23 protein-coding genes are annotated in these 19,705 nt (G+C 35.2%); 15 read left to right on the top strand and 8 right to left on the bottom strand.

Annotated elements, in window-relative coordinates; translation table 11 throughout:
* Nucleotides 1-51 precede the first annotated feature (51 nt).
* The 3 genes from B3L86_RS08105 to B3L86_RS08095 form a co-directional block, all read right to left on the bottom strand.
* Complete coding sequence (locus tag B3L86_RS08105; protein WP_291117440.1) at nt 52-660, bottom strand: LysE family translocator; 609 nt, start codon at nt 658-660, stop codon at nt 52-54.
* 31 nt (nt 661-691) lie between these two features.
* Nucleotides 692-1,711, bottom strand: coding sequence for a quinone-dependent dihydroorotate dehydrogenase (locus tag B3L86_RS08100; protein ID WP_291117437.1), 1,020 nt, complete (start codon nt 1,709-1,711; stop codon nt 692-694).
* A gap of 139 nt (nt 1,712-1,850) precedes the next feature.
* On the bottom strand, nt 1,851-2,582 hold the full coding sequence (locus tag B3L86_RS08095; protein ID WP_291117435.1) for a biotin--[acetyl-CoA-carboxylase] ligase: 732 nt from the start codon (nt 2,580-2,582) through the stop codon (nt 1,851-1,853).
* 95 nt (nt 2,583-2,677) lie between these two features.
* Here B3L86_RS08095 and rsfS point away from each other — a divergent pair, with 95 nt between their 5' ends.
* The 8 genes from rsfS (at nt 2,678) to B3L86_RS08055 (ending at nt 9,383) form a co-directional block, all read left to right on the top strand.
* The gene (gene rsfS / locus B3L86_RS08090) at nt 2,678-3,049 is read left to right on the top strand and encodes a ribosome silencing factor (RefSeq protein ID WP_291117432.1); all 372 of its coding nucleotides are present in this window, start codon (nt 2,678-2,680) and stop codon (nt 3,047-3,049) included.
* A gap of 25 nt (nt 3,050-3,074) precedes the next feature.
* Complete coding sequence (gene ftsH / locus B3L86_RS08085) at nt 3,075-5,009, top strand: ATP-dependent zinc metalloprotease FtsH (protein ID WP_291117429.1); 1,935 nt, start codon at nt 3,075-3,077, stop codon at nt 5,007-5,009.
* 116 nt (nt 5,010-5,125) lie between these two features.
* Nucleotides 5,126-5,728 carry a lactate utilization protein B/C gene (locus B3L86_RS08080; protein WP_291117426.1) on the top strand — a complete coding sequence of 201 codons (603 nt, stop codon included), beginning with the start codon at nt 5,126-5,128 and terminating at the stop codon, nt 5,726-5,728.
* A 1-nt stretch (nt 5,729) separates the two neighbouring features.
* The gene (locus tag B3L86_RS08075) at nt 5,730-6,536 is read left to right on the top strand and encodes a phosphatidate cytidylyltransferase (RefSeq protein ID WP_291117423.1); all 807 of its coding nucleotides are present in this window, start codon (nt 5,730-5,732) and stop codon (nt 6,534-6,536) included.
* The gene (locus tag B3L86_RS08070) at nt 6,526-7,188 is read left to right on the top strand and encodes a phosphatidylserine decarboxylase family protein (RefSeq protein ID WP_291117421.1); all 663 of its coding nucleotides are present in this window, start codon (nt 6,526-6,528) and stop codon (nt 7,186-7,188) included. Before B3L86_RS08075 ends, B3L86_RS08070 begins: the two co-directional genes overlap by 11 nt.
* Nucleotides 7,181-7,447, top strand: a complete 267-nt coding sequence (locus B3L86_RS08065; RefSeq protein WP_291117418.1) for an acyl-CoA-binding protein — start codon at nt 7,181-7,183, stop codon at nt 7,445-7,447. Before B3L86_RS08070 ends, B3L86_RS08065 begins: the two co-directional genes overlap by 8 nt.
* A gap of 5 nt (nt 7,448-7,452) precedes the next feature.
* The gene (locus tag B3L86_RS08060) at nt 7,453-8,229 is read left to right on the top strand and encodes a superoxide dismutase (RefSeq protein WP_291117415.1); all 777 of its coding nucleotides are present in this window, start codon (nt 7,453-7,455) and stop codon (nt 8,227-8,229) included.
* A gap of 62 nt (nt 8,230-8,291) precedes the next feature.
* Nucleotides 8,292-9,383, top strand: coding sequence for a hypothetical protein (locus B3L86_RS08055; protein WP_291117412.1), 1,092 nt, complete (start codon nt 8,292-8,294; stop codon nt 9,381-9,383).
* Nucleotides 9,384-9,396: 13 nt separating this feature from the next.
* Here the strand turns inward: B3L86_RS08055 and B3L86_RS08050 are convergent, their stop codons facing one another.
* Entirely contained in the window at nt 9,397-10,530 is a 1,134-nt protein-coding gene (locus B3L86_RS08050; RefSeq protein WP_291117409.1) for a cysteine desulfurase family protein, read from the bottom strand.
* A 21-nt stretch (nt 10,531-10,551) separates the two neighbouring features.
* Complete coding sequence (locus tag B3L86_RS08045) at nt 10,552-12,651, bottom strand: glycoside hydrolase family 97 protein (protein WP_291117406.1); 2,100 nt, start codon at nt 12,649-12,651, stop codon at nt 10,552-10,554.
* 123 nt (nt 12,652-12,774) lie between these two features.
* Here B3L86_RS08045 and B3L86_RS08040 point away from each other — a divergent pair, with 123 nt between their 5' ends.
* A complete protein-coding gene (locus tag B3L86_RS08040) occupies nt 12,775-13,773 on the top strand; it encodes a hypothetical protein (protein WP_291117403.1) in 999 nt (332 codons plus the stop codon).
* Nucleotides 13,774-13,780: 7 nt separating this feature from the next.
* Here B3L86_RS08040 and B3L86_RS08035 read toward each other — a convergent pair whose 3' ends face one another.
* Complete coding sequence (locus B3L86_RS08035) at nt 13,781-14,329, bottom strand: Smr/MutS family protein (protein WP_291117449.1); 549 nt, start codon at nt 14,327-14,329, stop codon at nt 13,781-13,783.
* A complete protein-coding gene (locus B3L86_RS08030) occupies nt 14,319-14,504 on the bottom strand; it encodes a hypothetical protein (protein WP_291117400.1) in 186 nt (61 codons plus the stop codon). Before B3L86_RS08030 ends, B3L86_RS08035 begins: the two co-directional genes overlap by 11 nt.
* A 127-nt stretch (nt 14,505-14,631) precedes the next feature.
* Here B3L86_RS08030 and B3L86_RS08025 point away from each other — a divergent pair, with 127 nt between their 5' ends.
* Together B3L86_RS08025 and B3L86_RS08020 are read left to right on the top strand one after the other, a co-directional pair.
* Nucleotides 14,632-14,886: a DUF2752 domain-containing protein gene (locus tag B3L86_RS08025; RefSeq protein WP_291117398.1), complete on the top strand. Its 255-nt coding sequence runs from the start codon at nt 14,632-14,634 to the stop codon at nt 14,884-14,886.
* A 25-nt stretch (nt 14,887-14,911) separates the two neighbouring features.
* Nucleotides 14,912-15,238: a CCC motif membrane protein gene (locus tag B3L86_RS08020; RefSeq protein WP_291117395.1), complete on the top strand. Its 327-nt coding sequence runs from the start codon at nt 14,912-14,914 to the stop codon at nt 15,236-15,238.
* 33 nt (nt 15,239-15,271) lie between these two features.
* On the opposite strand, the gene B3L86_RS08015 is transcribed toward B3L86_RS08020, so the two are convergent.
* Complete coding sequence (locus B3L86_RS08015) at nt 15,272-15,622, bottom strand: 4Fe-4S dicluster domain-containing protein (RefSeq protein ID WP_291117392.1); 351 nt, start codon at nt 15,620-15,622, stop codon at nt 15,272-15,274.
* Between the two features lie 165 nt (nt 15,623-15,787).
* On the opposite strand from B3L86_RS08015, the gene B3L86_RS08010 reads away from it, so the two are divergent.
* From B3L86_RS08010 to B3L86_RS07995, 4 genes are all read left to right on the top strand, one after another.
* Nucleotides 15,788-16,846: an acyl-CoA reductase gene (locus B3L86_RS08010; protein WP_291117389.1), complete on the top strand. Its 1,059-nt coding sequence runs from the start codon at nt 15,788-15,790 to the stop codon at nt 16,844-16,846.
* A 124-nt stretch (nt 16,847-16,970) separates the two neighbouring features.
* Nucleotides 16,971-18,041, top strand: a complete 1,071-nt coding sequence (gene serC / locus B3L86_RS08005) for a 3-phosphoserine/phosphohydroxythreonine transaminase (RefSeq protein WP_291117386.1) — start codon at nt 16,971-16,973, stop codon at nt 18,039-18,041.
* A gap of 116 nt (nt 18,042-18,157) precedes the next feature.
* Complete coding sequence (locus B3L86_RS08000; RefSeq protein ID WP_291117383.1) at nt 18,158-19,117, top strand: D-2-hydroxyacid dehydrogenase; 960 nt, start codon at nt 18,158-18,160, stop codon at nt 19,115-19,117.
* Between the two features lie 96 nt (nt 19,118-19,213).
* Nucleotides 19,214-19,642: a DUF6146 family protein gene (locus B3L86_RS07995; RefSeq protein ID WP_291117380.1), complete on the top strand. Its 429-nt coding sequence runs from the start codon at nt 19,214-19,216 to the stop codon at nt 19,640-19,642.
* Nucleotides 19,643-19,705 lie beyond the last annotated feature (63 nt).

Genomic DNA, 19,705 nt, shown 5'->3' with positions numbered 1-19,705 from the left:
CACAGTTTATTGAACACTCCCTTCAAGTTCGGTTTAAAAAGACAGGTAAACTCACAACAAAATCAACACCGCAATCCCCACAAACACTACAATCTGCAAACCTTTCAAAAACAAAGCAAACCTTTCGTTTGAACGAAGAAAACCCGTCAAGCGATCCGCCACAATACTTACCGCAGTAAAAATCAAAAAGGCTTGTAGCATAAAAACAAAGCCAAGAATATAAATCTGTTGAGTTACATTCCCCAACTTTTCATCAATGAACCCCGGAAAAAAGGCCAAGAAAAAAAGCGTCACTTTCGGGTTCAACACGTTCATAATAAAACCCTGTTGCACCAAAGCCATGGGCGACTTGGTAGGCACTGCATTAGTAGCCACAGCTACCGTAGCCGGAGCCCGATAGACTTGGTAAGCAATCCAAAGCAAATAGGCCGCCCCTAAAATCTTAATTCCCATAAAAATTACCTCCGATTGTTTCAGCAAAGCCGAAACACCTAACGCAATCAAGCTAGTATGCACCAATATCCCCGACACCAAACCGGCTGCCGTGGCTATGCCATATTTTTTCCCATTGGAAATACTCTGTGTCATCACATACAAAATATCCGGTCCAGGAGAAACTGTTAAAGCTATGGATGCAATAAGAAAGGGAATTAGCGACACTTCTTAGAAATTAGGAATGGAACAGTACAAATTAGGCGTTTTGCAACAACCTTTTATTAATCGCCTTAATCAATAGAGGGCCTTCATAGATAAATCCGGTATAAAGTTGCACCAAACTGGCTCCTGCGTTAAGTTTTTCAAGAGCATCCTCGGCTGTGTGAATACCTCCCACCCCAATAATTGGAAACGCCTTATTGCTTTTCTCACTCAAAAAACGAATCACTTCCGTAGAACGGTTTGTAAGCGGTTTTCCACTCAGTCCGCCCGTTTCCGTTTTATTATCCGACTTTAGCCCTTGACGGGAAAGTGTCGTATTAGTAGCAATCACACCTGCAATTTGAGTTTCTTTTACAATCGCGATGATATCCAACAATTGCTCATCAGTTAAGTCAGGAGCAATTTTTAAAAGAATCGGTTTTTGAATGCTTTTAGCACTATTCAAGTTTTGTAAGGTCTGCAACAATTGCGTTAGCGGTTCTTTATCCTGCAACGCCCGTAAGTTAGGCGTGTTGGGCGAGCTCACATTCACCACAAAATAATCCACATGTGGAAACAAGGCTTCAAAGCACACCTCATAATCGGAAGTCGCTTCTTCATTAGGGGTGTTTTTGTTCTTCCCGATGTTCCCTCCAATCAAAACGCCGTTATTCTTTTTTAATCGTTCCACCGCTTCCAACACCCCGCCATTGTTAAACCCCATTCGATTGATAATGGCAGCATCTTCTTTCAAGCGAAACAATCGTTTTTTAGGATTCCCTTCTTGAGGTTTGGGTGTTAGTGTACCAATCTCAATAAATCCAAATCCGAAGTTCGCCAGTTCGCGATATAATTTGGCGTCTTTATCAAAACCTGCAGCCAAACCCACAGGATTTTTAAATTTCAATCCGAAAACCTCACGTTCTAATTTGGGATGTTTCACTTCATAAAGGGTTTGGAAGAGTTTTCCAAATCCCGGTAGCCTATTCAAAAAACGAATGAGAGCAAACGTGAAATGATGCACTTGCTCCGGATCAAAACAAAATAATAACGGACGAATAAGTAGTTTGTACATGGTTAGTGGTGTTGTGCTGCAAAAATAGTGAAAATGTAGGGTTTTGAAAATGTTTTTTTTTGAGTGGCTGAGTTACTAAGTGGCTGAGTTATTACCTAGAGTGGTCGAGCTATTTTAGCCATTACCTATTACCAATCACCTAATACAGTAACCTCACCTCTTTCACCCCAAAACACACCATCAAATCGTCCTCAAGCCGCACTTCCAACTTACCTTCGTTATTAACTTGTTGAATAACCCCCATAAAACGTTTGCCTTTTATGTCTTCAAAAGGCATCGGTTTGTCTTTTTTGAAGAGATGCGAATGATAGGAGTTCCATAAATCTTGTGTATCATTGTGAATTATTTTAGCTACAGCAATACGTAGTTGATGCCCTATTTCATCACGAATACTGTCAATATCATACGCTTTTTTCATTTGAATTTGCAGAGACGAAGCTTTAGGCAATTGGTCAAACTGCAACTGATTAATGTTTAGCCCGATGCCCACAAATGAAACGATTTCACCATCCGATTTAAAATTATTTTCAATAAGAATGCCACCAATTTTAAAATTCCCTGACATAATGTCGTTAGGCCATTTGATTTGTATGTCATTGATTTTGAATTCTTTCAAAGCCATTACAACGGCCAAAGACACCGCTACATTCAAATGAAAAATTTGTTGTGGATTCATCAGTACATCTTTAACTAAAATACTCATGGTTAGATTTTTACCTGCTTCGCTTTCCCATTTCGAACCCATTTGTCCTTTCCCAGAAGTCTGCATATCAGCCGTTACTACAGTAAAATTATCAACCACTTGAGTAGCATATAACTGTTTTAAAAAGTCATTAGTGGAGGTTGTGGCATCGAGTTTGATTAGGTTCATAACGAATGTGTTAAAAAAACATGTGGTAATCTTCTGTTAAGGTTCAAATGTAAACACAAAATTTGGTAACTTTGCAAAAATATAGATAATAGTAAATGACGAAAAAAGTGATTAGTAAAGATGAATTGTTAGCAAACATCATCAAAGGAATAGAAGAAGTAAAAGGAAATGATATTGATATATTAGATTTACGCGAAATCGAAAACACGGTATGCGATTATTTTGTAATATGCAACGGTAACTCCAACACTCAGGTTAACGCGATTGTTAACTCAGTTCAAAAAACGGTATCGAAAGAATTAAAAGACAAGCCATGGCACGTTGAAGGAAACGACAATGGTGAGTGGGTTTTAATGGATTATGTGGACGTTGTGGTTCATGTTTTTCAAAAACACGTTCGAGAATTTTACAACATTGAAGGATTATGGGGCGATGCACGCATTACTACCATTCAAAATAAATATTAAATTGCTGAAATAAGAGACTTAATTTATGTCAAAAGAAACTAATCCCAGCCCTAATAAATTTAAATTTAACCCATGGCTTATCTATCTTCTGGTAGCCGGTATTTTTATTTTTGTAAGTATTATATCAGGAGGCGGTTCCTTTCAGGAACCTAACAAGCTATCCACCTCTAAATTTAACGAATTCTTAAACAATGGCGAAATCGCCAAAGTGGAAGTATACAATAAGAGCGAAGCTCAAATCTATTTAACGAAAGAAGCATTAAATATTGAAAAACACAAAGCCGTTACTAAAGATGCTTTTGGCAGAGTAAATGACAAAGGCCCTCATTATCGTTTGGATAATATTGGTAACGATGAATTGTTTCAGAAAAAGCTGGAAGAAGCAAAGAATGAAAACAAGCTAGCTGATTATAACTTTTTAGTAAAGAGTAATTGGAGTGAGATTTTCGTTAGTTTGTTACCCATACTAATCATTGTTGTTATTTGGATTATCATCATGCGACGTATGTCTGGCGGTGGTGCCGGAGGTGGCGGTGGTCAGATATTCAACATCGGTAAATCGAAAGCAAAACTGTTTGACGAAAAGAACGATATTAAAGTTAGTTTTAAAGATGTTGCCGGATTAGAAGGTGCCAAAGAAGAAATACAAGAAATTGTAGAGTTTTTGAAAAACCCTGAAAAATATACCTCCTTAGGTGGAAAAATTCCAAAAGGAGCTTTACTGGTAGGTCCTCCGGGAACCGGAAAAACCTTATTAGCAAAAGCAGTCGCCGGAGAAGCAAAAGTACCTTTCTTCTCCCTATCCGGTTCTGACTTTGTGGAAATGTTTGTGGGAGTTGGAGCATCAAGAGTTCGTGACTTATTTAAACAAGCCAAAGAAAAATCTCCTGCCATTATTTTCATTGATGAAATTGATGCAGTGGGTAGAGCTCGTGGAAAAAATAATTTCTCCGGTTCAAACGACGAAAGAGAAAATACATTAAACCAGTTGTTAACCGAGATGGATGGTTTTGGAACCAATTCCAACGTAATCGTTTTAGCAGCCACAAATCGTGCCGATGTATTGGACAAAGCTTTACTTCGTGCCGGACGTTTTGACCGTCAAATTTATGTTGATTTACCGGACGTTAGAGAACGTAAAGAAATATTTGAAGTGCATTTGAAACCTTTGAAAAAACTAGAAGGTTTAGACACTGAATTTTTGGCCAAGCAAACCCCGGGATTCTCCGGAGCCGATATTGCAAACGTTTGTAACGAAGCTGCATTAATTGCAGCAAGAAACAATAAAACAGCGGTTGACAAACAAGACTTTTTAGATGCTGTTGACCGAATTGTTGGTGGTTTAGAAAAGAAAAATAAAATTGTTACTCCTGAAGAAAAAAGAGCTATTGCCGTTCACGAAGCAGGTCATGCCACCACCAGTTGGATGTTGGAACATGCTGCTCCCCTTGTTAAAGTAACCATTGTTCCTAGAGGTCAAAGTTTAGGTGCCGCTTGGTATTTACCGGAAGAGCGATTAATCGTCAGACCTGATCAAATGTTGGACGAAATGTGTGCTACGATGGGCGGTCGTGCTGCTGAAAAAGTAATTTTCAACACCATTTCTACCGGAGCTTTAAGCGACTTAGAAAAAGTAACCAAACAAGCAAGAGCCATGGTGACAGTATATGGTTTGAATGAAAAAATAGGAAACGTTACCTATTATGATTCATCGGGTCAAAGTGAGTATAATTTTTCCAAACCCTATTCAGAAGATACAGCTATTACAATTGACAAAGAAATTTCTATTCTAATTGAAAATCAATACCAACGAGCTATCAAGATATTAGAAGACAACAAAGACAAGTTGTTACAATTAGCTGATATACTGATAGAAAAAGAAGTTATTTTTAAAGATGATTTAGAAACTATTTTTGGAAAGCGACCATTTAACGCTCCAATTGAAGCTACTCCTATTTAATAATTAGAAACTAATTCTAAAAAATAATAAAAATCTCAATTCAAAATGTTATTTGAATTGAGATTTTTTTATCTTTGAACGAAAACAAATACGAATACACGCATTTCTAACAAAATATGAGTCTTTTTAAAAAGCTGTTTGGTTCTGGTAACGATGCTTCTGAGGAAAATAAAGAAAAGGAAGTTAGCCAATTTAATCCGGAAATTAAAATTCCGGTAGATGAATTGTTTACCTTTAATTTTAAAAAAAATGGCGGTAAATTTCTCTATTGTGATACGTTAGATGAACTAAGAGAACAATTCTTAAATATCTTAGAAGAAAATGATTGGTTTGAGTGTCATGCCCTATGTTACGAGCCCAAGTTGTTCCATTTATTAGAAGAAAACAAACTTACCTACATTAATCCTACTGATCCCAAATTTTTGTTAGCCTCATGTGAAAATTTAATTGCTGATGACGGTTCAGTTTTATTGACTTCCAATCAAATCAAGCAGAATAAACCTCATGAATTACCTGCCAATATGGTTATTTTTGCAACCACCAGTCAAATTTTAGAAAATAAAAGCGATGGATTGCGTGAGATTAAAAAACGGTATGATAAAAATTATCCGTCCAATATAACCACCATTAAATATTTTGAAAAAGCGAAAGAAGAGGATTTTCTACACTACGGAAGTGCGGCAAAAAATCTTTATTTATTGCTTTTAGAAGATCTTTAAAATGAATGAAACGCTTACAAGAGCTTTATCGGGTGCAGTTTATATCCTTCTTTTATTAACGTGCCTACTCTACTCAAACATTACCTTTATTTTATTGTTTGGACTTTTCTTGGCACTTGCTGTTCTTGAATTTTGCAAACTAATTCAACTCAAATTCCGCCTTCCATTATTGCTCGCCGTACTAAGTTATGGAGCTTTTTATTTTTGGGATGTCGAATTGATTTACCAACAAGTACTTTTGTTACTTTGCCTGAGTGTTTCCATTCGATTGTTATTCTTTTTATTTTCAAAAAAAGATAAAAAGATTACCAAATTTGAAAAGTGGTTGTATATTTTTGGCTATCTCATTTTTCCATTTATTATCATTACAAAAATACCGATTGGCATCAATGGGTACAATCCAAAAATCATTCTGGGGGTTTTTATTTTGATTTGGATCAACGATACTTTTGCTTATTTAGTAGGTAAATCCATAGGTAAACACAAGCTTTTTGAACGCATCTCGCCCAAAAAAACAATAGAAGGTTTTTTAGGGGGTTTTGTTTTCAGTGTCCTTACCAGTATTTTGATTGCTACTTATTTTATTGGAACCAGCAATTTAGGCATTTGGGTTGGAATCGGGATTTTAGTTAGTATATTTGCAACATTGGGTGATTTAATTCAATCTAAGTTCAAGCGATTAGCTAATGTGAAAGACAGCGGCAAAATCATGCCGGGTCATGGTGGTATATTAGATCGTTTGGATAGTATTATATTTGTTTCACCATTTATTTTTTTATTTTATCAAATTTTAAAGTATGTTTCATAAAGAAGGAGCTAAGATTATTTTAATTACTACTGTTATTGTAACCGCTTGGATTCTATTAGCAGATAGTTTTATTGCCATTGATTGGTTACGTATGGTTGTTCAATCCATTGGTTTGGTGTTGTTGATTTTAGTATTGCAGTTTTTCAGAAATCCAAAACGCAATACCCATGTTGATGACAACACCGTTATTGCACCCGTTGACGGAAAAGTGGTGGTAATTGAAGAAGTTTATGAAGACGAATATTTTAAAGACAAACGCCTTCAAGTTTCTATATTTATGTCGCCCATTAACGTGCATGTTACCCGATATGCGGTTAACGGAAAAGTAAATTTCAGCAAATACCATCCGGGGAAATATTTAGTAGCTTGGCATCCAAAAGCGAGCACTGAAAACGAACGTACCACTGTGGTTTTAGAAAACCGATTGTTTGGAGAAATATTGTACCGTCAAATCGCAGGAGCTTTAGCACGAAGAATTGTAAACTATGCCAAAGAAGGCACACAAGTAAAACAAGGAACCGATGCCGGATTTATTAAATTTGGTTCAAGAGTAGATCTATTCTTACCTTTAGGCACTCCAATTAACGTGATTTTGAATCAAAAAGTTAAGGGAGGTGAAACAGTAATCGCTGAACTTCCGAGTCATGAGTGAGAACGATTTAGACCGAAGATTTAATGAAGCTTTTGAATTGGCTTCTAACATGACCGATGCTTTGCCGCCGGATGTGATGTTACGAATTTATGCTTATTATAAGCAAGCCACACATGGTACTGTTGGATTCAGACCCATAAACAACAGCGATTTGAGAAATGCTTTTAAGACCAATGCTTGGATGCAAATTAGTCATTTAACTCCTGAAGAAGCAAAAGAACGTTATATTGAAACTATAAATTCTTTATTAAAAAAATAACTATTATGAAAAAAATCATTTATTATTCCGTTTTACCGGCTGCTCTTTTTTCGCTTATATCTTGTAACAATTCTAAAAAACTAGAAGAAGTAGTAGAAGTTGCAGGTCCGGAAATTGAAGAAGTCATTGTTGCTGATCCTGCCGATGTGAAAGCAGATGAAGGAGGGACTTTTGAAATGATAACCCTGCCTTATGCTTATACTGCATTGGAACCTTTTATTGATGCGAAGACTATGGAAATTCATTTTTCCAAACATCATTTGGCTTACACCAACAACTTAAACAAAGCAATTGCGGGTACACCAATGGCTACTCTTTCTATTGAAGAAATTCTGAAAAATTTAGATGGTGAAAACAAAGCGGTTAGAAATAACGGTGGTGGTTATTACAACCATAATTTCTTTTGGGAAATCCTAAAAGTTAATGACGGCAAAGGACCAGGTGATGCTTTATCAAAAGCCATAACTAAAGATTTTGGTAGCTTTGAAAATTTCAAAACACAATTTTCTGATGCAGCAATGAAACAGTTTGGTTCAGGCTGGGCTTGGCTGGTTGTGGATGCTACCGGTAAATTGAACATTGTAGGAACTCCAAATCAAGACAATCCTTTGATGTCTAAATTGGGATTATCAGGAACGCCAATTCTTGCTTTAGACGTTTGGGAACACGCCTATTATTTGAATTATCAAAACAAACGAAAAGACTATGTAGATGCTTTTTTCAACATTATCAATTGGGAAAAAGTCAGTGAAAAATTCAACGCCACTCAAGTAGCCCAATAACTAAAAAATTATATTTAACACATCCCGGGCCTTTGTTCGGGATTTTTTTTAATACACCTTTCATGAAAAAGTTAATTACCCTTATTTTGATTTCAACGCTGCTAATTTCTTGTAGAAAAGACAAAGAAGAACAAGAAGAAGTTATAGCAGTCACCAATGAACCGGAAGTTAGTGACTTAAACTATTATAATTTATATGGTCCGGTAAAATCAGTTGAAGAAAAATCATATGAAATTGTTGACGGTAGAAATTCAGGCCGTTTAAAGAGAGAAACCTATTCTGAGTATGATTTTGTATTAGAATTTAATCAAAAAGGGCAATTGATTCGTGAAAAGAAGTTCAATTCAACAGGTGCACTTCATGAAGAAACCATTTATGATGGAAAAGACCTAATTGTTGACTACATTCAATATATGAACAATGCGGTTTTTTTAACCACAAAACACACCCGTGATGACAAGGGAAATACTATCATTATCACCCGAAGAAATCCGGATGGCAGTCAGTATGATAAAATTGTCCAAACTTTTGTGGATTCAAAATTAGTACAAAAAAGAAATTTTGATGCCAATGAGCGTTTAACGAGTAAAATCAGTTTTACCTATGATGACAAAGGAAATTTAATAAAAGAAAGTTATTATAAAAACACAGAACGTATCACCAACTACATCACCTATGAATATGATGATACCAACAAAAAACTAAGCGAGTCGTATTATGATAGTCAAAATAACAACGTTTCCAATACAAAGTTTGAGTATTTGGATGATTTATTGGTAAAAGTGGAAAGTTACCTTCCCAATGGAGAACTACAATATTCTGAAATGAAAATGTATGACGACAACAACAATTTAACTTATAATAAGTTGGTTGACAACAGTATAAAACATGTTTCAGAAGAAAAAATTGGGTATGACAATCAGAAAAACATTGTTTCTTATGAAGTTATTCAAAACGGTACAACAGTTCAAACCATAACCAAGGGGTATGACGACTCCAATCGATTAGTGGAGACTGCTACTACATCACAAAACGGAACCTCAAAACGCACGCTTTTTTTTGAAACAGATGACAAAGGAAATTGGGTCAAGAAAACCGTTCTTATTGATAAGATGCCTATTTATGAAATCCAGCGGGTGATTTTGTATTATTAAATATTTGGATGAATCATTTTGTTTCAATCTCCTTCAACACTTTAACCAATTGTAGCACTTCATCATTAGTATTGGTATAACTAAACGAAATACGAATATTGGGTTTTTGCAATTCGCCCATAGAAAGCATTTCTGCTAAAACGTGTGAAGGCTTTGTGGTTCCGGATTGACAAGCACTTCCTCGAGAAACTGCAATACCATGCATGTCCAATTCAAAAAGTAGTATGGCTGTTTTTTCTGCTGAAAAAGGCAATTGCACATTCAATAAGGAATGAAACGTTTCTTCAAGATTCCCATTGGATTTCACTAACGGAAAAACTTTTTGCAATTCGTTCCATGCAAAAGCTTTGAGTTCTTTGATTCGATTGCTTTCTGCTTCCAAATTTACATAGGCTAGCTCTAGAGCTTTTGCCATTCCTGCAATTTGATGAATGGCTTCTGTGCCGGCTCGCAAACCTTTTTCTTGTTCACCACCCAATAACATCGCTCCTAAACGACTGTTTTTCTTAATATAAGCAAACCCAACCCCTTTTGGTCCGTTGAATTTATGAGCACTCGCAACAATAAAATCCACCGGAGTTTCTTGTAGATTGAAGGTTTGCTTTCCAATACTCTGAACCGTATCAGAATGAAAAAGTGCGTTGTATTTTTTGCATAATGCTCCAACAGTATTTAAATTCATTACAACTCCTGTTTCGTTATTGACATGCATCAAACTTACAAGAGTAGGTTTTTCGTCTGCCAACAACGTTTCTAATTCATTTAAATCGATACAGCCATTACTATCAACCGATAAAAAGGAAACTTCAACCCCTTCTTTTTGCTCTTCTAAAATGGGATACAACACCGCGTGGTGTTCCACTTTAGTTGATATGATACGTTGGATGTGCAGTTTTTTAACTGCATTGCTAATAATCCAATTGTTGGCTTCTGTAGCACCGGAGGTAAAAATTATTTCAGAAGTTGTTGCATTCAAGAGTTTGGCAATACTTTTTCGAGCCGTTTCCAAAACTACTTTGGCACTTCTTCCATAACTGTGCGTTGATGAAGGATTGCCAAAATCTTCCATCATGACACGGGTCATCTCCTGAATTACTTCGGGCCGGATTGCAGTTGTTGAGGCATTATCCAAATATATTTTATTCATTTCAATTTTCGTAAGTCGTTTTTAATTTAAGGGTTGAAAACTAATAGCTGTACCACCTCCGGCCGCTAAATTCAGTTTCAGTTTCGATTTTGAAGTTACTTCAACTGTTCTGATAGCATACGCTTTCGGATTTTTTTCCCAATGAGCGTCTTTTGCATCTTCATAAATGGTGGCTTTGTATTTTTTTCCGGGTGATAAAAAATCTAATGCAATTTCTGTTTTTCTGGCATTTTCATCTGTAATACCACCTAAAAACCAAGTTTCTTTCCCTTTTGTTTTTCTGGCAATGGTGATATAATCTCCCGGTTCGGCTTCCAGAATTTTAGTATCGTCCCAATCCACTTCAACATCTTTAATAAATTGGAAAGCATCCGGATACTTCTCATAATTTTCCGGTAAATCGGCTGCCATTTGCAACGGGCTGTAAATCGTTACATATAACGCCAACTGTTTTGCTAGTGTGGTGTGTACTTGTTCGCTTTTGGTTGGATCATAATGACTCATTTTGATTTCAAAAATTCCGGGTGTATAATCCATCGGTCCACCCAAAAATCGAGTAAATGGTAAAATGGTTTCATGTGCCGGAGGGTTTCCATTACTCCAAGCATTGAATTCATTACCACGAGCTGCTTCTGAGGCAATATAATTGGGATACGTGCGATGCAAGCCTGTTGGTCTGGAAGATTCATGAGAGTTGACTAAAATTTTATAGTCTGCAGCTCTTTGAACCACATAATTAAAATGATTGACCATGGCTTGTCCGTCATGCCACTCACCTCTTGGAATAATTTTACCCACATATCCTGTTTTAACCGCGTTGTAATCGTTTTTCTTCATAAAGTCAAACGCACGATCTAATCTTCGCTCATAATTGCTCACAGAGCCTGAGGTTTCGTGATGCATGATCATTTGTACCTCCCTTGATTGTGCATAACGTTTCACTTCTTCCACATCAAAATCAGGATAAGAAGTTACAAAGTCAAATACTTCTTCTTTCCAATTGCCAAACCAATCTTCCCAGCCTACATTCCAACCTTCCACTAAAACACCGTCAAAACCATGTTTCGCCGCAAAATCTATATAGCGTTTGGCGTTTGCTGTAGTTGCTCCATGTTTTCCGGTTGGCTTTAGCGAACCATCAGTGGTGTTTTGAGCATTTTGCGAACCTGCATAATCCCAAGTAGCCTTCCCAACGTGCATTTCCCACCATATACCCACATATTTCATGGGCTTAATCCAAGAAGTATCTTCAATTACATTGGGTTCATTTAAATTCAATATCATTTGAGAGCTAAGTATTTTTCGAGCATCTTTACTTACCATGATGGTACGCCATGGTGTTTTTGCAGGAGCTTGGAGATAGGCTTTATCGCCAATTGCGTTGGGAACCAAATGCGATTGCATGGCAAAAGTGTCGGTATTCACATCCAAATGCATGATGGGATAATTCACAACAGCCGCTTCAAAAATAGTGATGTAAAGTCCGCTATTTGTTTTCATCATCACCGGAGATTGGATTCTGGTTTTTGTCATTGGTCCTTTCATTCCAATGCCATTATTCATATCTAAACTTAAAACATCAATCTCAGAAAGTTTCGTTTCATTATAGGCGTATTCTTGACTATCATAATCTCCGGGAATCCAAAAAGCTTTATGGTTTCCAACTAAATTAAATTGTGTAACCTCATCACTTACAACAAAATAATTGAAGTTACTTTGAGTAGAAATTTCATATCGAAATGCCAAACCTTCATTGTATAATTTAAAATGTAGGTGCACTTTTCTATTGGTTGCGTTTTGAATCAACTCAATCATCAAACCATTGTAATGATTTTCAATGGTTTTATATTCACCTAAAACCGGATTCCAGTTTTCTTTAAATGTAGTTGGTGTTGTATTTTGAACAGAAAATCCGGATGTTAATCCTTGTTCGTTTTTTAACTCAAGACCCAAATTACTTTTATTAATCACTACTTCAGACCCTAAGAGCAACTCATATTGAGGTGTGCCATTTTCCGAAATATAAAAAATCATTTTCAATTGTTTATCAGGCGATTGCAAGTTTTGACTAAAAGCAATAGATGAAGCTGAAAATATCATAAATACAATGAGTTTGTTCATGTTTTTTCTTTGTTTGATTTATAGTTTCAAAGATAGTAATATTGGTTAAAATCATCCCAATTAAAAACAAATGCTTTTACAAGCCATTAAAAGTTCTATTTTTGCTTTTTAAATACATTTAAAATGAAACGTTTTTTAGGTCTTTTACTTTTGGTTTTTGGAATTCAATCGTGTGATGATGGCGATTTCAATGTGGAATCGTTTGATTTTAGCAATGTTACTGCAACGGCCTGTTCAGGCTTAAACAATCAGTTTTTTATTTATTACATCAACCAAAGAGAAGCTTTATTGCTTCAAATTCCAAGCTCAAGTTTTCCTAACACAATTACACCTACTGACCAACCAAGAACGATAACAATTTCAACCGGAAGTCAAGTTTTTTATCGAGTATATAGCGAAACTGTAAATGCCCAAGTAATTTGCTCCGCTATTCCACCAGCAACACCAACAGTTTCTGAAGAATGGATTGCCACTTCCGGAGTAATTGAAATAGAAACTTTTGCAAATAAAGCCATCAATGAAACTACAGGCCAAGCATTAATAACCGGCTACACTCACACCGTTAAACTAATTAACACTACTTTTGAAAAAAGCAATGGAAGCCAACAGTTGTTTTCAGAATTACAATTAGGAAATTTTGTCACTAATGCCTCACCTCCTTCCACTATTATTACAAGTTCCGTTTTAAACATTTGCAACAACAACTTGTCTTTTATATACAAAAACGGAGGTGCTCAAGCCATAACTTTAACGACTGATATTCCCCTTTTCGAAAATAGCAATACTCCTATCAACGAACCAAGAATTGCGATTGTTGGCCAAAACAACACCTCAATCAACTATAGACTTTATGAAGCCATCATTCCAATACCTGCTTCGTTTTTTTGCACAAATCCGAATCCGACAACACCGGCACTTTTAGAAAGCTGGACCGGAGTGGATGGAGTAGCAAATGTTAGCGGAATTATTGAAGTAACCTCAATTGAAGAATTTGACAATGCACTACAGCAGAATGTTTTCAAACACACTGTAAGACTTCGTAAAGTAGCTTTTTCCAGAGAGGGAGTTCACTTTACTTTTGGAGATCTATATGAATTAGGAGTCCTGACAACTGTTCCCTAAATACGAACTAAGCCCTTTGCTTGATGTATACTTCCGTAGCTCCTAATCCATATTTTTGATAGTTGGCATCTTGAAAAGACACATTTTCATACCTGCCTAACAAAAAATCCAGCTCCGCTTTTAAAACACCTTCACCAACGCCGTGAATAAAAACCACTTTGGGCATTCGTTTAGAAATGGCAAATTCAAGTTGCCTTTTGGCTGTATCTATTTGAATCGTTAAGATATCATAATTAGACAATCCTTTTTTATTTGGCACTAATTTTTCAATGTGCAAATCAATTTCGAGTACAAATTCATCCTTCTTAGATTTCTTTTCTTTGACAAAAGAACGCTTGATTGGTTCCTTTTTATCATGCAAAGCCTTATGTGATTTGTCACTTGATATGAATGAGTTTAAAGCATTGGTATTGTTATATTTAATCAATTCATTGACAAAATATGTCATCAAGAAACCGTCAGTAGTTTCTATCAAAACTTCGTTATTTTGAACAGACACTACTACCCCTTCAATTGCTTCATCAAGCACCGAAACCTTATCCCCTTTATACAACATCATCTTGGTTGTCATTTTGATTTTTACTTGGCACTTTATTCATTAAACGCATCACTCCTATCATAACAATTACGATAGCTAAGATTTTAAAATAAAAAGAAAAGGAATTATCTTTTGGCAAATACAAAGCAAAAAAAGCTGCCACTACAACTAATACGATTAGTAATTTTTTCATTGGTTTCAAATTTTACCAAAGGTAGTAACAAATAAAAAAACGAACGTCTAATGGAATTAAAAAATATTTTTAGTAAACTTGTGCTATTCAAATTTTGTATTCCATGGAAAAATATATGATTCCCTGTATGAGTAAAAAACTTTTTGGCATTGACTGTATGGGTTGTGGCATACAAAGAGCCGTTGCTTTACTTTTAAATGGAGAATTTGAAGCAGCTTTTTATATGTATCCTGCCATTTATACCTTACTCCCTTTTTTTATATTTGTGGGGTTGAGTTTTATTGACAAATCACGTAACTATCACAAAGCAATTGTTGGTTTTGGCATCATTACCGCAATTTTGATGGTTACCTCCTATTTTTATAAAGTAATCTATTATTAACCAACTTATAACTAAATCAAAACGTATGGAAAAACAAAAACTACCCAATCAAACTGCTATTATCATTCTCGGATTAACCTCATTTGTGGGTTGTTGTTGCACTAACGGAGTACTAGGTGTTATTTTAGCTTATATTGGACTGCATCTTGCCAAAAAAGACGAAAAATTATATGCTGAAAACCCGGAAGTTTATGATATTAGCTCTTTGAACACATGGAAAACAGTTAATTTAATCAGTTTAATCATCAGTTCAATTTTTGTTATTTGGTTAATCTATTTGCTTGTAACGGGAGACTTTCAAGAAAGTATGGAACAATACAGAATACTGATGGAACAATTTCAAAATCAATAAAAATAAAAACCACGCTCAAGGCGTGGTTTTCTTTTACTCATTATGTAAAAATGATTGTCTGTTGAGCAACGTTTCTTCACTTTCCACATGGTTATCATCAGGAACACAACAATCAACCGGGCAAACGGCTGCACATTGTGGTTCTTCATGAAATCCTTTGCATTCCGTACATTTTCCGGGTACAATATAATAAATATCATCTGAAATAGGAGTTTGAGCAGCGTCAGCATCAATCTCTGTTCCGTCCGGCAAAATAACTTTACCGCTCAATTTAGTACCGTCTTTATAACGCCAATCATCTGCTCCTTCATATATTGCTGTATTTGGACATTCCGGTTCACAAGCTCCGCAATTGATACATTCATCTGTAATTATGATTGCCATTTTATTTTGTTTAAAAGTTTATGTGTTTAAGAGTTTAAAAGTTGATTGTCAAAATTTGTTTTTCAAAATCTAATTCAATCATTTTAACTATTGGCTATTTCCAACTTTCAATTTCTTATTTTTGTGCAAAATTACAATCAAAACACTACATAAACAAGTAATCAAATGTTAGAAAATACCAAAATAAATACTTTTGTTGCTTTAGGCGATTTTTTACGTCAATTTTCTCTGGATAACAACCAGCGAAATCCTGAAATTCAAAACAATGCTACTTTTTTTGACTCGTTTGAAGCTTTGTTAGAATTATCGCAATCACACAATGGATGGTTCACCAAAGAACAAGTATATTTTGCTGTGAATTCTTGGGCAGAAGCCTTAACAGAAGAAAATCTAACTACTTGGCTCTCAAACTATGGTTTTTCGGAAAAAGAAACCAAAAGAGTTGGACTAATTTTGGCAGGAAATATTCCTCTTGTGGGTTTTCATGATTTTTTAGCAGTCTTGTTGTCCGGACATCATGCTTTGGTAAAAACGTCTTCAAATGACCAACATCTCATAAAATTTTTAGCCAACTATTTGATTGCTGTTGAGCCTGAATTAAAAAACAGAATAACATTTACGGATGGAAAATTAGAAAACTTTGATGCCGTAATTGCAACCGGTAGTAATAACACCGCACGCTACTTTGAATATTACTTTAAAAACAAACCATCCATCATTCGTAAAAATAGAAATTCTATTGCCATTTTAAATGGAAATGAAACCCATGAAGATTTAGTCAATTTAGGCGAAGACATTTTCAGGTATTTTGGTTTGGGATGCCGAAATGTTTCCAAGTTATTTGTACCAAAAGGTTACAATTTTGAGTTTTTTTTCAAAGCCATTTATGAATACCAAGACGTGATTCATTATGAAAAATATTCGAATAACTATGACTACAACAAAGCTGTTTTTTTAATGAGTAATTTTAAGCTATTGGATAACGGCTTTCTGACAATCAAAGAGGATACAAGCTACTCTTCCCCTATTTCCAGTGTTTTTTATGAATTTTATGAAGATTTGGAAGCATTGAAAAATCGTCTAATAAACGAAAATGAACAAATTCAGTGTATTGTTTCTAATGATTTGGTAGATAAAAGTATCGCTTTCGGTCAAACACAAAAACCAAAACTTTGGGATTATGCCGATGATGTGGATACGTTGAAGTTTTTGAATTCATTATAAAAAACTACTTTTTAACTATATCGTTATTGTTAATAACCTATAATAAAAACAATACTTAAAAACGAGTCATTTCGCTGTGAATTTCAGAAATTTGCAATTCAATTTTTGCAATCAAACTTCTATAATGAAAAAACATAACTACAGTGCCGGTCCTTGCATTTTACCACAAGAGGTATTTGAAAAATCGGCTCAAGCCATTTTAAATTTTAATAATTCAGGATTATCTATTCTTGAAATTTCACACCGTAGTAAAGATTTTGTAGCCGTGATGGACGAAGCTAGAGCTTTAGCCTTAGAATTACTTGGCTTAGAAGGAAAAGGGTATCAAGCACTTTTTTTACATGGTGGTGCAAGTTTAGAATTTTTAATGATTCCTTACAACTTAATGAAAGTTGATGGAAAGGCTGCTTATTTAGATACGGGAACTTGGGCAAATTCAGCAATCAAAGAAGCTAAACATTTTGGTGAAACGTTAGTGGTTGCCTCTTCAAAAGCAGAAAACTATAACCATATTCCTAAAGGATATGTTGTTCCTTCAGATGCTGATTATTTTCACTGCACCTCTAACAATACCATTTTTGGTACACAAATGAAAGAATTTCCAAACCTTGATATTCCAATGGTTTGCGACATGAGTTCTGACATTTTTTCGAGAACATTAGACTTTTCAAAATTTGACTTGATCTATGCCGGAGCTCAAAAAAATATGGGGCCAGCCGGAACAACACTAGTAGTGGTTAAGGAAGATATTTTAGGAAAATCAGGTAGAACTATTCCTAATATGTTAGATTACAAACAGCATATTGAGAAAGAAAGTATGTACAACACCCCTGCCGTTTTTCCTGTTTATGCTTCGCTTTTAACCTTGCAATGGTTAAAAAATTTGGGAGGAATTGCTGCTATTGAAAAAGTAAATCAAGCTAAAGCCAATTTATTATATTCAGAAATCGATCGCAATCCCATGTTTAAAGGAACGGCAGTGGCAGAATTCAGAAGTAACATGAACGCAACCTTTTTATTAAATGATGAAGCACATGCTCCATTATTTGATGCCATGTGGAAAGAAGCAGGAATTTCCGGTTTACCTGGTCATCGTTCCGTTGGTGGTTACAGAGCTTCAATGTATAATGCCCTTCCTTTAGAAAGTGTTCAGGTTTTGGTAGATGTTATGAAAGAATTGGAAAAAAGAAGTTAGATTAAAGAGAAAGAAAGAGAAAAGAAGAAAGAGAAAAGAAAATAAATAAAAATAGAAACAAAATTCTCAGTTAATCAGAAACTTAAAAACTTAGAAACTCAGAAACTTAGAAAAAAATGAAAGTATTAGCCAACGACGGAATTTCTCCAAGCGGAATTAAAGCCCTAGAAAAAGGAGGGTTTGAAGTAATTACAACCAAAGTAGCCCAAGAACAAGTAGCCAATTATATTAATGCCAATCAGGTTAGTGTGATTTTGGTGAGAAGTGCGACAAAAGTTAGAAAAGATATTATTGATAATTGTCCGAGTTTAAAAATCATCGGCCGTGGTGGTGTTGGAATGGACAACATTGATGTGACTTATGCTCGTGAAAAAGGAATTCATGTCATTAACACTCCTGCATCTTCCTCTGAATCGGTAGCTGAATTGGTTTTTGCTCATTTGTTTTCAGGTGTTCGTTTTTTATATGATGCCAACAGAAATATGCCACTTGAAGGTGACACCAATTTTGACGGATTGAAAAAAGCCTATGCCAACGGAATTGAATTACGTGGCAAAACATTAGGAATCATTGGTTTTGGAAGAATTGGACAAGCTGTTGCTAAAATGGCTTTGGGACTCGGAATGAAAGTAATTGCATCCGATAAATATGTGGGAGAAGCTGTAATTCGAGTGGATTTTTACAATGGCCAATTTATCAATGTTGACATTGTTACTGAACCTATGGAGGATTTATTGAAACACTCTGACTTTATAACATTACATGTTCCTGCTCAAGAGGGTTATGTAATTGGTCGCGAAGAATTAAGTACCATGAAAAATGGTGTTGGAATTATTAATGCGGCTCGTGGTGGTGTAATTGATGAAGTAGCTTTAATTGAAGCTTTAGATGAAGGTAAAGTGCTTTTTGCCGGTTTAGATGTTTTTGAAAACGAACCCACTCCGGAAATTAAAGTATTAATGCACCCAAAAATTTCGTTAACACCACATATTGGTGCTGCTACAGAAGAAGCTCAAGATAGAATTGGTACAGAATTGGCAGAACAAATTATCAGTTTATTAAAAACTGAAAAATAAAAAAACACTTATTAAACCATCTCAATTGAGGTGGTTTCTTTGTTAAAAACAAATAGGCAACTAATTTATACAATCAAATATTTGTATCTTTATAAAATGAAAAATATAGTTATCATTTTCATCTTAGGTCTATTTACTTTAGCCTGTTCCGGTTATAAAAACAAACTTGTTGCAACTAATAATCAGGGTATTGCTAACGACACCATACGTATTGCTAACGAAGAAATTGAATATGAAATCATTATAATTGAGCCAGGGTTTAACGCTTGGTTAGCAAGCAGAGCTATGCCTCGTGATTATCACTCGCAATCCTATTTGGAATCACGAAATAATGTATGGGTAATTGAATACAACAGAAGAGCTCTTCAACCTTTCAGTTATGACCCGAATCTTTATCCTATGCAAATAGATTACAGACGTGGTATTGATTATGGCTATGAAGTAAACTATATGCTGTATAATTATTTGGTTTTTTTTCAATTAACCTACAAACAGAAACTTGGCGGTTTTCAAGCAAGGTTGTAATATTTTAAAATTATTTATTTACAAATAACCCATAACTATCAACAATAATACTACTTTAATTAC

The sequence above is a fragment of the Flavobacterium sp. UBA6135 genome, from assembly GCF_002428305.1.
Classification (GTDB): Bacteria; Bacteroidota; Bacteroidia; order Flavobacteriales; family Flavobacteriaceae; genus Flavobacterium.
This window is presented reverse-complemented; position numbering and strand designations above follow the sequence as displayed.

Coding starts and splice junctions, on each gene's coding strand:
- B3L86_RS08100 (WP_291117437.1), bottom strand. CDS start 1,711: ATGTACAAACTACTTATTCGTCCGTTATTATTTTGTTTTGATCCGGAG.
- B3L86_RS08095 (WP_291117435.1), bottom strand. CDS start 2,582: ATGAACCTAATCAAACTCGATGCCACAACCTCCACTAATGACTTTTTA.
- rsfS (WP_291117432.1), top strand. CDS start 2,678: ATGACGAAAAAAGTGATTAGTAAAGATGAATTGTTAGCAAACATCATC.
- ftsH (WP_291117429.1), top strand. CDS start 3,075: ATGTCAAAAGAAACTAATCCCAGCCCTAATAAATTTAAATTTAACCCA.
- B3L86_RS08080 (WP_291117426.1), top strand. CDS start 5,126: ATGAGTCTTTTTAAAAAGCTGTTTGGTTCTGGTAACGATGCTTCTGAG.
- B3L86_RS08075 (WP_291117423.1), top strand. CDS start 5,730: ATGAATGAAACGCTTACAAGAGCTTTATCGGGTGCAGTTTATATCCTT.
- B3L86_RS08070 (WP_291117421.1), top strand. CDS start 6,526: ATGTTTCATAAAGAAGGAGCTAAGATTATTTTAATTACTACTGTTATT.
- B3L86_RS08065 (WP_291117418.1), top strand. CDS start 7,181: ATGAGTGAGAACGATTTAGACCGAAGATTTAATGAAGCTTTTGAATTG.
- B3L86_RS08060 (WP_291117415.1), top strand. CDS start 7,453: ATGAAAAAAATCATTTATTATTCCGTTTTACCGGCTGCTCTTTTTTCG.
- B3L86_RS08055 (WP_291117412.1), top strand. CDS start 8,292: ATGAAAAAGTTAATTACCCTTATTTTGATTTCAACGCTGCTAATTTCT.
- B3L86_RS08050 (WP_291117409.1), bottom strand. CDS start 10,530: ATGAATAAAATATATTTGGATAATGCCTCAACAACTGCAATCCGGCCC.
- B3L86_RS08045 (WP_291117406.1), bottom strand. CDS start 12,651: ATGAACAAACTCATTGTATTTATGATATTTTCAGCTTCATCTATTGCT.
- B3L86_RS08040 (WP_291117403.1), top strand. CDS start 12,775: ATGAAACGTTTTTTAGGTCTTTTACTTTTGGTTTTTGGAATTCAATCG.
- B3L86_RS08035 (WP_291117449.1), bottom strand. CDS start 14,329: ATGTTGTATAAAGGGGATAAGGTTTCGGTGCTTGATGAAGCAATTGAA.
- B3L86_RS08030 (WP_291117400.1), bottom strand. CDS start 14,504: ATGAAAAAATTACTAATCGTATTAGTTGTAGTGGCAGCTTTTTTTGCT.
- B3L86_RS08025 (WP_291117398.1), top strand. CDS start 14,632: ATGAGTAAAAAACTTTTTGGCATTGACTGTATGGGTTGTGGCATACAA.
- B3L86_RS08020 (WP_291117395.1), top strand. CDS start 14,912: ATGGAAAAACAAAAACTACCCAATCAAACTGCTATTATCATTCTCGGA.
- B3L86_RS08015 (WP_291117392.1), bottom strand. CDS start 15,622: ATGGCAATCATAATTACAGATGAATGTATCAATTGCGGAGCTTGTGAA.
- B3L86_RS08010 (WP_291117389.1), top strand. CDS start 15,788: ATGTTAGAAAATACCAAAATAAATACTTTTGTTGCTTTAGGCGATTTT.
- serC (WP_291117386.1), top strand. CDS start 16,971: ATGAAAAAACATAACTACAGTGCCGGTCCTTGCATTTTACCACAAGAG.
- B3L86_RS08000 (WP_291117383.1), top strand. CDS start 18,158: ATGAAAGTATTAGCCAACGACGGAATTTCTCCAAGCGGAATTAAAGCC.
- B3L86_RS07995 (WP_291117380.1), top strand. CDS start 19,214: ATGAAAAATATAGTTATCATTTTCATCTTAGGTCTATTTACTTTAGCC.